The organism is Pseudomonas sp. WS 5027 (assembly GCF_012985695.1).
Classification (GTDB): domain Bacteria; phylum Pseudomonadota; class Gammaproteobacteria; order Pseudomonadales; family Pseudomonadaceae; genus Aquipseudomonas; species Aquipseudomonas hygromyciniae.
The window spans coordinates 84,765-96,895 of the sequence record NZ_JAAQWU010000023.1 but is presented as its reverse complement, the minus strand read 5'-3'; the positions used below and the strand labels follow the sequence as shown (position 1 = coordinate 96,895).

Genomic DNA, 12,131 nt, shown 5'->3' with positions numbered 1-12,131 from the left:
CGCTGCGAAGCAGCCCCAATAACCCGAATGCGTTGTACCAGATACACCGCAGCGGCTGGTTTTGGGGCTGCTTCGCAGCCCAGCGCGGGCGATGCGGCGTTCCGACAAGCCCGCTCGCCACAACTGCGCTATCTGCCTGGATTTAGGTGTTGCGGCAAAGTTGTGTAGATACCGATGCTGCAATAGCGGTGAAACAGTCGATAGATAAGTCGCCTGGTGCACGGTCATTGCAGGCAAGCCAGCTCCCACAGTTGATTCTCTTTGTTAGATAGCTCGTGCAACTCATTAATTTAAATCAATAAAAAACGGCGCTCACGGGCGCCGTTTTTTGTTTGCAGCGAACGCCTTAGTAGTAGGCGTTTTCTTTCTGCGTATGGTCGGTCACGTCACGTACGCCCTTGAGCTCGGGAATCCGCTCCAGCAATGTACGCTCGATACCTTCACGCAAGGTCACGTCAGCCTGGCCGCAGCCCTGGCAGCCGCCACCGAACTTGAGGACGGCGATACCGTCATCCACCACGTCGATCAGGCTGACCTGCCCGCCATGGCTGGCCAGGCCCGGGTTGATCTCGGTTTGCAGGTAGTAATTGATGCGCTCGTTGACCGGGCTGTCGGCATTGACGTTCGGCACCTTGGCGTTAGGCGCCTTGATGGTCAGTTGGCCCCCCATGCGGTCGGTGGCGTAGTCGACCACGGCATCGTCAAGGAAGGCTTCGCTGAAGGCGTCGATGTAGGCGGTGAAGCTCTTGAGCCCCAGGGCGGTGTCTTCAGGCTTCTCTTCCCCCGGCTTGCAGTAGGCAATGCACGTCTCTGCGTACTGGGTGCCAGGCTGGGTAATGAAGACGCGGATGCCGATGCCCGGGGTGTTCTGCTTGGACAGCAGATCGGCCAGATAATCGTGGGCGGCGTCGGTAATGGTTATGGCAGTCATGGGAACTCCTCACAGGCTTGGCGGCAGTTTACGCCAATCCTCGAAACGGTACAAAGCCCTAGTAATTTTGTCGGAAAAGATCGAAAGACACCGCACCCGCGCCCGTCAGGCCCTGCGTAGACACAATGCCTAAGCGCTTAGTTGTACTTACATATATACCCTCACCGATAAAACCACCGCGCAATAATCAAGCCTCGGCCAACTTTCCATACGCCGCTTTATACGCTTGACCCTCCACAAGCCTGCGTTCCAACTATTTATCGGTGAGATTAATATGAACAACTCGCTGTCCAGACTGTACTCCAAAGGCCCGCCAAAAAAACGCTCGACGTTAATTCATCTGATCGACTACTTGACGCCGCTGATCGACGATACATTTTGTAAGCCTGCCACCGCACTGTATTACTTCCCGACAGCGGATTCGGACTTGGGCAAGCAGTGCGGAGACGCCTTCCGCGTCTTGAGAAAACTTGAAGAGGACGAGGATTTCCAGGCTTTCCTCAACGAAAAACCCCGCTACGAAGCCTCCTTGATGGGGGATTATCCCTATAGCCAGATTTCATCGCTGTTGAGTAGCCCCAGGAACCCAATCCCAACGCCAGCCGAGGAATTCACCCTTGGCGAGCATACGGTGGTGCTGCGTAAGTGCCCGATTTATTGGGATAACGACATTAACGTATTACTGGATATCTACTACAAAGTCGGGAACGGCTTGAAAAGTGATGGATCGGTGCGCCTGGATCTAGTCTTAAACTATTACTCCATCAACCCCGCAAACCCCCAAGACCGCCAACAATGGCAAGCCGTGCTTAATGCCCTGGCAGAACTTCGCGCCGCACACACACTCGGCCATCAAGGTCACCTCAGTGATTTACAACACTTGTTGGATGACGCGGCCACGCAGACCTTGAAGTCTGCGGTGCGAAACATTGAATCGCGCGAAAAAAAGTCATTATTGGAGCTGGTATTACCCGCCAAACTGACCGCCTCCGAACAGGGCATGCTCGACAACACCCCAACCGTCCTGCTCGAGCGCCTGCTGCGCACCCCGCAAAACCTCAAGGTCGCAAAGGACATCTCCCAGGCAATGGGCTGGCATAGTGCGCAAGCCACTGACACGCACCCTACACACCCAGTGGTCAAGTTGCTGCTCCAGGCGCTCTGGACCACCCTGGCCCCTGATCCCAATGCGCCCTACGACAATGAGCTCAAACTGCTGATTGTTCCGGGCAGTGATTACCCATCCATTCGCCAGTCATTGATCAAAAACTACCAGTACGCTCAGAACCTGAGCCCGGCCGCCGCGCAACTGGCCCTGTGCGTGGCCAAAATGCATATTCCCAGCGAAGTCTGGGTGGCTGATATTCCCCCTGATCTCGCCTACGGTGTGAGTAGCGCATGGGTCAGTTTCAAGAGCGGCTTTTTGCTTGCTGAGTCCCTGGCGCCAGGCTCATCCCGGCACATGAGGTTCGAGCAGTTACTCAACCTGGCCGCCGAACACTTTCGCACCCATGCCGATGATCCGGCGCAACAGGCCCTAGTCGCGGCCGCCAAAGTGCAGCCAACGCTGCAGTGGGCACAGGCCAATGGACTATTACCGATACGCCATAACGGTTATTCGAAGCAGGAGATCATCCACGCGTTCAGCGCCCTGGAAGAACACGAGCGCACGCTGACGCAAACGGTGCAGAACCTGGTACTTCAACCTCCCAGCCGGTTCCGCTACGCCTCGGACGCGTTGCACGAGCAAGCCTTCAACAAGTACCTGCAAGGCCCAAAAACGGCCTACTGCTACCTGATAAAGAGTTTGCTGGCCCAAGCGTTCGCTGCTGCGCAATGTGAAGTCGATCACGACGAAATCACCTTGTACGCTTTACGGCAACCGTTGCGTGACACGCAGGTCGAGCAGGAAAACAAACGCCATACCGACGCGATGCGCGGCCGCTCGGGCTTTATCGTGCGTATGGTCAGCACCCGGGCCAAGGTGGTTTACATTGAGATTTTCCCCGCCGCCGGTGTCTTTCGCGTACGCAAGGACATCCGGGACTTGCCGGTGGGTGGCGAGATCAAGGTAAAAAATACCGGTGCCAGCAGCCGGTCGAGCAAAGCCGCTTTCAGGTACGGCACCGAGCTGAATGTCGATTGGCAAGCCTATCGAGAGGGCAAAAAGCCGCGGCCCAACCAGAAATCCACGCTGATCGTCGAGCAAATTGGGCGCACGCTGCCCGTCATCCACTCGCGCATAGTGCGCAGCGAGTCGTTCGCCTCCGACACCCTGTGGTCACCGCGCAGCAGTGAGTTGGCGCAGATGGTGGCTGATGAGTTGTTCTTCTGCGATGAACAGGCACTGCTGGAAAAGACCCGCAAAGCCACCCGGGAGCTGGATATCGGCCGCGACCTGCTCGAAGAAATTTCCTTCTGGGGAAAAATGATCGTGCCCTTCTGGGGCGCCATAGATGACCTGGCATCCGGCGATCCTCAGCGCATCGAGACCGGGGGCTTGGGCCTGTTCACCGATATTGTGGCGTTCGCACTGCCGATCAGCAGGTACATCGCCGGCTGCTCGCGCCTGGTGATTCAAGCCGGCAAGGCCGGAATCCGCCTGGCCTTGCCACGGTTTACGCAGTTGACCCTCAATCTGCTGGCAAGCACCTTGCAGCAGCTCAACCCGCTGGACGGGGTGATTGACCTGCTGCGCCTGGGCCGTTTCGCAATGCTCAAGCTTGGCCAGATCACGGTCCGCCAATTGGGCAAACGCATCAGCCTGTTGCAGGACGGCACCAACGCGGTAGGACATATGCGCCCGGCAGACCCGGCTAGCTGGCGGCCCAGCCAGGCGGGCGATGGACTGTTCGTGGTCGATGGCTTCGAGCGTATCCCGATGCGCAATATCGGCAGCGCCAATGCGCCCGACTACCGTCTGATCGACCCGATGACCAACTTGACGTTCGGCCCGCATTATCGCCCACCGGTCACGGTCATCAGCAACCAGAACCCGCTGCTTCGCCCCTATGCCGTGCAACCGCATAGGATCGCCGGACTCACAGCCGACTCGCGCGGCATCTTTTTTCGCCCTGAATACAATCAGAAATTCATCTGCAACGTGGATGAACGGGGCCGCATCGAGGTCTACCAGATCCGGGAAAACTCCTATAGCTACATCGCCGAAACCGCCAAGGGCCAGCCCAACAGCTTTTCCGTGGTACTGGTGGACCCGCGCACCAACCGTGACTTGCCTATGTACCTGACAAGTGTCGAGCGCGGCCGCTGGTACTCGATCGGGCTAAAGGGCGGCGCACCGGAACAAACCGACGCCATCACACCCCCCCTGCTCCGCGCATGGACTGAGACCGCTGAAACCGCCCTCGTCAAAGCAACGCAGGAATTTGCCCGCAAGCACAACCTGGACCCCAGAGCCATCAATCAGTTTGTGTACACCCGCCCCATGTTGACGCCCAGAGGCAATCAGATGCTAGACCGGGAGGGCACTGCGCGGGCGGACATTACCTATAAGCATCTGGATACCTGGCGTAAATGCTCCCAGAGCACCCGCAACCGCCTGACCCTGGACGGATTTGCCTTCGACCGTAACCTGGACCCCGTAGCCCTTCGCCAGCACATCAATGCCGATGGAACATTGCGCGACGCCGGAAAGGTGCTGGAGCACGACGCGAAAAATCTGACCTTCACCCCAATGACCTACAAGCACGTGGCGAAGTGGCAGAAACTGTATCGGGCCAGGTATTCACCGTCGATGCGCAGTTTCATCGAGCAGATGAATCTCAACCCGGTGCTCTGGAGTAGTTATGTCCAGCCTAATGGGGCCTTGACACTCAAGGGAAAACACGCAGTGCTGTTTGGCGAACGGATACCCGCCGATGCGCCTCTAGCGGCCAAGTCGGCCCCCCTCGAGAGGCAGGCACAACCGGCAGCAGACACCCAATCGAGCAGCAGCGAACACCCAGGTGCAGACACCCAACCGAGCACCAGAGAGCGCCCAGGCGCAGACCCTCAACCGAGCACCAGCAAACGACCAGCTGCAGCGCCCCAACCGAGCACCAGCAAACGACCAGCTGCTGCCCCCCAACCTAGCACCAGCAAACGACCACGGCTCGACAACCCTCAAGCACCAACGCCTTTAGCGCCGGCGCCCTCTCACAGTCATCAGATCAACAACGCCGCCCCCATTCTGCAGGATCCTCGCGATATCCGTATCAGCCTGACAGAGGCCCTGGAAGGTCCAGTGGGAAAAATCCGTATTACCAACGACAACAGTATATTTGCCGGCCTGAACCCGGCAAAAAAAGCCCGGGTGCAGCAGAACATGATCGAGGACATACACGAATGGATCGCCGAGGAAGGTCAGCACCACGAGCGGTTCAGCAACCTGTTTGAAGTCAGGAAACTCGACAATGGCCCTGATCGCGGACTGTCCCTGATTGCCAGGCATGAGTTGCAGCAGTTCGATGTACTGGGCCCTTACTCCGGCAAGTTGCATCTTGATGAGCAATCCTTGAACCAGGAAATTTTTGCCAAGAGCCGTGACGCGGTCGGCACCTACCTCTTCGAGACCCACACACCCGGTGCACTCATCAGTGGCCACGGCAACAGTAACGTGTTGAGCGTGATAAACAGCCACCAGGTACCAGGCCAGCCACCTATCGGTAAAGAAAACGTAGCCAGCGTGTGTGTGGGCAAATACATGGTGTTTCTGATCGCCTGGGACACGATCCCCGCAGGCACGGAACTGCTGATGGACTACGGCCCCCGATACTGGCAGCACATAGCCAAGATCACACCCGGCTGAGGGTCGTACAGCTTATAGGTTCTCGTAGCGGTTCATGTCCAACACCCCCTCTTCCACCGGCGTGGTTTCGTGCAGGTATTGCGACATGTCATGGAAGTACTCCCAGAACTGCGGGTGACTGCGGCGAATGCCCCAGCGCTCGACAATCCGCTCAAAGCGCGTGGTATCCCTGGCCAACTCCATGTCTTCGACGAACTCTGGTACATCCTCGGCCGGCACGTTGAAGATAAAGTTGGGGTAGCTGCTGAGCACACCTGGGTAGATCGTCAGGGTATCCAGGCCCGGCTGGTAGCGATAGGCCTCGCCCAACATAAACGCCACGTTGCTGTGGGCACGGTTGCGCAGCAGGCTGTAGACCTCGCGCTGGCCGCTGCGGGTCTGGATACGCAGCAAGGTGGCTTCCGGCAGTTGCTCGATCACCTTCAACCCGGCCGCCGGTCTGGAAGTCAGGCGGCTGAGGGTCTGCTCGGCATCGCGCAGTTGCGGATCGATACCGGGGCGCGAGCAGTAGGCGCTGATACAGCGGTTGATCGGGTCGGGGCTGGCATTCAAACCGCCATAACGGGCGAGCAATTGGTTGGCAAAGTCGCGCTTGGGGTCCTTTTCATACAGCCTCAGGCCGGTTGGCTTGTCGTTGTCGATGGCTTCATAGTCCAGCCACAACTTGACCTTACCGCTGTTCTGGTACCAGTCATCGAGGAACCCATCCCGCGAGTCTGCCGGCATCAGGCGCAGGAAGTTCTGCTCGGCGCCATTGCGGATCAGGTCAAAGTACAGGCGGGTCTGGGCCTGGTGCGAGACATTGCCGAACACGTCGAAATTGACCGCCAACTGGTAATAGGTGCGCTCAAGCAACGGGAAATCGAACAGCCACATCGTCTGCGGCACCTCGCCAATCAGGCCCTTGGTCACCGAGGCGCTGTCGAAATGGCGGAAAATGCTCAGCAACGCATTGTCGTTACCGGCCCACAGGGTGGACCAACCTGGCGCCGGCAAGTCCGCGTAGTTATCGCGGCGCAGGGCCTCGTATTCATTGCGCTTGTCGCGATAGGCCAGCCACAGGCTCAACACACTGCCGACATCATCGTTCTGCCCCGGCATCGCCAGCAACGGCGTGGCCTGGCCGCGATAACGCGCATCGGTGATGTACAGGTCGTGGTCCGGGTCCTGGAACAGGGTCCAGAAGTTGTCGCGGATCACGTCCGTGGCAATCTGCCCACGGCACACTGGCCCGCGGATAAAGGTACGTACGAAGTATTCGGCGTTATCGAGCATGAACTGATAGCGCGCCTTGGCCGGGATCGCCTCGAAGGTTTCGAACGGGTTGGCCCGGCGCCCGGGTCCGTAGCCCGGCAGCGCCGTGACCTGCCAGTCGCCGCTATAGAACAGCGACTTGATCCGCGCCATCTTCGCCGCGCTGAACGGATAGGTAATGTGGGTCTTGTGCACGATCACCCCTTGTACCGGCCACAAGCGGTAGTACACCTGGGTGCCCGGGTCGTCATTGGGACGCCGGGTGTTGATCAGATCGATCGGCTGGCCGCTGGGCGTACGCGAGCGCACCCACTGAAAATAATGCCCCGGCTCGCCGCCTTCGAAGTAGATATGGGCGAGGAACAGATGCTCGAACAACCAGCGCGCCACCAGGCTTTCCCGGGCACCGGGCTGGTTCAGCAGGTTTTCCCACTGCTGGATCTGCAAGGCCTCCTGGGCGCTAGGCGCCAGGCTTTGCTGGTCAATCGGCGCGCCGGACGCCAGCCAGCGTTGCAGCGTCTGGTATTGCTGGTCGGACAGGCCGGTGACGGCCAGGGGCATGCCTTCCTTGGGGTGCGCGCCGGCGTAGGCCTCGAACTCGCCCGGCAGCGGGCACATGTTCTCGCGGTTCAGGCCCAACACGATCTCATCGGGCAGCTTGGCATTGGGCACCAAAGGGGTTTTATGGCCCAACTCCAGCATGCGCGCCATCAGCGCGGCCTGGCTGCCCTGAGCATCCAGCACCGAGGCAAACCCCTGGCGCTGCCAGCCAGCCTTGCCAAACGCGTCATAAAACAGCCGGGTCGGCTGCGACGCCTGGCTGCGTTCGCCGTCATATACCGGGACTTTGCTCGCGCCGCGTACAGCACCTTCGCCACTGCCCAGGTTGAGCTGACAGGCGGAGTCATAGCAGGCATGGCACGCCACGCATTTCTCGGTGAAGATCGGTTGAATGTCGCGGGTATAGGAAGGGGCCGGGGCCGCTCCGTTGGCCTGTGCGAGGCAGGCGACCAGTGCCAGGGCGGCGCTGGTAATGAGGCGAAGTGACATGTATCCGGTCCCGATTCAATGCGTGCGCTGTAAATTTGCGCCGATTCTACCGATGTCGACCCGCCATCAACATGAGCGATATTCATGCAAAACCCTGGCATGCTCCAAAAGCCCACAGGTTTGCTATGATCCACGCCCTCCGCAACCGCCTGACCAGAGTAGTCCCATGTCCGATCGTAGCACTCGTCTGCAAGCCCTCCAGCAAGCCCTCAAGGAACGCATCCTGATCCTCGATGGCGGTATGGGCACGATGATCCAGAGCTACAAGCTGGAGGAAGAGGACTACCGTGGCAAACGCTTCGCCGACTGGCCGAGCGACGTCAAGGGCAACAACGACCTGCTGATCCTGACTCGCCCGGACGTGATCGGTGGGATCGAGAAGGCGTACCTGGATGCCGGCGCCGATATCCTCGAAACCAACACCTTCAACGCCACCCAGGTGTCCCAGGCCGACTACGGCATGGAGGCGCTGGCCTATGAGCTGAACCTGGAAGGCGCGCGCCTGGCGCGTAAGGTCGCCGACGCCAAGACCCTGGAAACCCCGGACAAGCCGCGCTTTGTCGCCGGCGTGCTCGGCCCGACCAGCCGCACCTGCTCGCTGTCGCCAGACGTGAACAACCCCGGCTACCGCAACGTGACCTTCGATGAACTGGTGGAGAACTACACCGAGGCCACCAAAGGCCTGATCGAAGGCGGTGCGGACCTGATCCTCATCGAAACCATCTTCGACACCCTCAACGCCAAGGCGGCGATCTTCGCCGTGCAGGGCGTGTATGAAGAACTGGGCGTCGAACTGCCGATCATGATTTCCGGCACCATCACCGACGCCTCCGGGCGCACCCTGTCGGGCCAGACCACCGAGGCGTTCTGGAACTCCATCGCCCACGCCAAGCCGATTTCCGTGGGTTTGAACTGCGCCCTGGGCGCCAGTGAACTGCGCCCGTACCTTGAAGAGCTGTCGAACAAGGCCGACACCTACGTGTCTGCCCACCCCAACGCCGGCCTGCCCAACGAATTCGGCGAGTACGACGAACTGCCCTCGCAAACCGCCAAGGTCATCGAAGAGTTTGCCCAGAGCGGCTTCCTCAATATCGTCGGCGGCTGCTGCGGCACCACGCCGGGGCATATCGAGGCCATCGCCAAGGCCGTGGCCGGCTATGCGCCGCGCCCGATCCCGGACATCCCCAAGGCTTGCCGCCTGTCGGGCCTGGAACCGTTCACCATCGATCGCCAGTCGTTGTTCGTCAATGTCGGCGAGCGTACCAACATTACCGGCTCGGCCAAGTTCGCCCGGCTGATCCGCGAAGACAACTACACCGAAGCCCTGGAAGTCGCCCTGCAGCAGGTGGAAGCCGGCGCCCAGGTGATCGATATCAACATGGACGAGGGCATGCTCGATTCGAAGAAGGCCATGGTGACCTTCCTCAATCTGATTGCCGGCGAACCGGATATCTCCCGCGTACCGATCATGATCGACTCCTCCAAGTGGGAAGTGATCGAGGCCGGTCTCAAGTGCATCCAGGGCAAGGGCATCGTCAACTCCATCAGCATGAAGGAAGGCGTCGAGCAGTTCATCCATCACGCCAAACTGTGCAAGCGCTACGGCGCGGCGGTGGTGGTGATGGCGTTCGACGAAGCCGGCCAGGCCGATACCGAGGCGCGCAAAAAAGAGATCTGCAAGCGCTCCTACGACATTCTGGTCAATGAAGTGGGCTTCCCGCCGCAAGACATCATCTTCGACCCGAACATCTTCGCCGTGGCTACCGGCATCGAAGAGCACAACAACTATGCCGTGGACTTTATCAACGCTTGCGCCTACATCCGCGATGAGCTGCCGTATGCGCTGACCTCCGGCGGCGTGTCCAACGTGTCGTTCTCATTCCGGGGCAACAACCCGGTGCGCGAGGCGATCCACTCGGTGTTCCTGCTGTATGCGATCCGCAACGGCTTGACCATGGGCATCGTCAACGCCGGCCAGTTGGAGATCTACGACCAGATCCCCGCCGAGTTGCGTGACGCCGTCGAAGACGTGGTGCTCAACCGCACCCCGGAAGGCACCGACGCCCTCCTCGCCATCGCCGACAAGTACAAGGGCGATGGCAGCGTCAAGGAAGCCGAGACCGAGGAGTGGCGTGGCTGGGACGTCAACAAGCGCCTGGAACACGCGCTGGTCAAGGGCATCACCACCCATATCGTTGAAGACACCGAAGAATCGCGGCTGTCCTTCGCACGCCCGATCGAGGTGATCGAAGGCCCGCTGATGTCCGGCATGAACATCGTCGGCGACCTGTTCGGCGCCGGCAAAATGTTCCTGCCCCAAGTGGTGAAATCCGCGCGGGTGATGAAGCAGGCCGTGGCCCACTTGATTCCGTTTATCGAACTGGAAAAGGGCGACAAGCCGGAAGCCAAGGGCAAGATCCTCATGGCTACGGTCAAGGGCGACGTGCACGACATCGGCAAGAACATTGTCGGCGTGGTTCTGGGTTGCAACGGCTACGACATTGTCGACCTGGGCGTGATGGTCCCGGCCGAGAAAATTCTGCAAGTGGCCAAGGAGCAGAAGTGCGACATCATCGGCCTGTCCGGGCTGATCACGCCGTCCCTGGATGAAATGGTGCACGTGGCCCGCGAGATGCAGCGCCAGAATTTCCACCTGCCCTTGATGATCGGTGGCGCCACCACCTCCAAGGCGCACACGGCGGTGAAGATCGAGCCCAAGTACAGCAACGACGCGGTGATCTACGTCACCGACGCCTCCCGCGCAGTGGGCGTGGCGACTCAGTTGCTGTCCAAGGAACTCAAGGCCGGGTTTGTCGAGAAGACCCGCCTGGAATACATCGACGTGCGTGAGCGCACCTCCAACCGCAGCGCCCGCACCGAGCGCCTGAGCTACGCGGCGGCCATCGCCAAGAAGCCACAGTTCGACTGGAGCACCTACACCCCGGTGGTGCCGACCTTTACCGGGGCCAAGGTGCTGGACAATATCGACCTCAAGGTCCTGGCCGAGTACATCGACTGGACGCCGTTCTTTATCTCCTGGGACCTGGCCGGCAAGTTCCCGCGCATCCTTACCGATGAAGTGGTGGGTGAAGCCGCCACCGCGCTTTACGCCGACGCCCAGGAAATGCTCAAGAAGCTGATCGACGAAAAACTCATCAGTGCTCGTGCCGTGTTCGGTTTCTGGCCGACCAACCAGGTGCAGGACGACGACCTGGAGGTCTACGGCGACGACGGCCAGCCGCTTGCCAAGCTGCATCACCTGCGCCAGCAGATCATCAAGACCGATGGCAAGCCGAACTTCTCCCTGGCCGACTTTGTTGCGCCCAAGGACAGCGGCGTGACCGACTATATCGGTGGGTTTATCACCACCGCCGGCATTGGCGCCGAGGAAGTGGCCAAGGCTTACCAGGATGCGGGCGACGACTACAACTCGATCATGGTCAAGGCCCTGGCCGACCGCCTGGCCGAGGCCTGTGCCGAGTGGCTGCACCAACAGGTGCGTAAAGACTACTGGGGCTACGCCAAGGATGAAGAGCTGGACAACGAGGCGCTGATCAAGGAGCAATACAGCGGCATCCGCCCTGCTCCGGGCTACCCAGCGTGCCCGGATCACACCGAGAAGGCCCAATTGTTCCAGCTCCTGGACCCCGAGGCCCGCGAAATGCACGCCGGTCGCAGCGGGGTGTTCCTCACCGAGCACTACGCGATGTTCCCCGCAGCGGCAGTCAGCGGCTGGTACTTCGCCCACCCACAGGCGCAGTACTTTGCCGTGGGCAAGATCGACAAGGACCAGGTCACCAGTTACACCGCGCGCAAGGCGCAAGACCTGAGCGTGACCGAACGCTGGCTGGCACCGAACCTGGGATACGACAACTGAGAAACTGCTGCAAGGACCGGCAGTATTCACCCTGTGGGAATGGGGCTTCCTGTGAGAATGGAGCTTCCTTTCAGAATGGGGCTTCCTGTGAGAGTCGGGCTTCTGTGGCGAGGGGGCTTGTCCCCCGTTGGGCTGCGCAGCAGCCCCAATAGCACCACCGAGGTGTGTCAGTTAAACCGAGGGTGCAGGTTTTGGGGCTGCTGCGCAGCCCA

Annotated in this window: 4 protein-coding genes; 2 read left to right on the top strand and 2 right to left on the bottom strand. The window is 60.0% G+C overall.

The window, feature by feature from the left end:
• Positions 1-346: 346 nt before the first annotated feature.
• Positions 347-931 (bottom strand): Fe-S biogenesis protein NfuA, encoded by a 585-nt coding sequence (gene nfuA / locus HBO09_RS23885; protein WP_003190728.1) that lies wholly within the window; start codon positions 929-931, stop codon positions 347-349.
• Between the two features lie 274 nt (positions 932-1,205).
• Here nfuA and HBO09_RS23880 point away from each other — a divergent pair, with 274 nt between their 5' ends.
• A complete protein-coding gene (locus tag HBO09_RS23880) occupies positions 1,206-5,738 on the top strand; it encodes an SET domain-containing protein (RefSeq protein ID WP_169997744.1) in 4,533 nt (1,510 codons plus the stop codon).
• 12 nt (positions 5,739-5,750) lie between these two features.
• Here the strand turns inward: HBO09_RS23880 and HBO09_RS23875 are convergent, their stop codons facing one another.
• On the bottom strand, positions 5,751-8,042 hold the full coding sequence (locus HBO09_RS23875) for a fatty acid cis/trans isomerase (RefSeq protein WP_169997746.1): 2,292 nt from the start codon (positions 8,040-8,042) through the stop codon (positions 5,751-5,753).
• 166 nt (positions 8,043-8,208) lie between these two features.
• On the opposite strand from HBO09_RS23875, the gene metH reads away from it, so the two are divergent.
• Complete coding sequence (gene metH / locus HBO09_RS23870) at positions 8,209-11,919, top strand: methionine synthase (protein ID WP_169997748.1); 3,711 nt, start codon at positions 8,209-8,211, stop codon at positions 11,917-11,919.
• Positions 11,920-12,131 lie beyond the last annotated feature (212 nt).

Excerpts from the sequence above, each read along its gene's own strand:
- HBO09_RS23875 (WP_169997746.1), bottom strand. The coding sequence starts at position 8,042 with ATGTCACTTCGCCTCATTACCAGCGCCGCCCTGGCACTGGTCGCCTGC.
- metH (WP_169997748.1), top strand. The coding sequence starts at position 8,209 with ATGTCCGATCGTAGCACTCGTCTGCAAGCCCTCCAGCAAGCCCTCAAG.
- nfuA (WP_003190728.1), bottom strand. The coding sequence starts at position 931 with ATGACTGCCATAACCATTACCGACGCCGCCCACGATTATCTGGCCGAT.
- HBO09_RS23880 (WP_169997744.1), top strand. The coding sequence starts at position 1,206 with ATGAACAACTCGCTGTCCAGACTGTACTCCAAAGGCCCGCCAAAAAAA.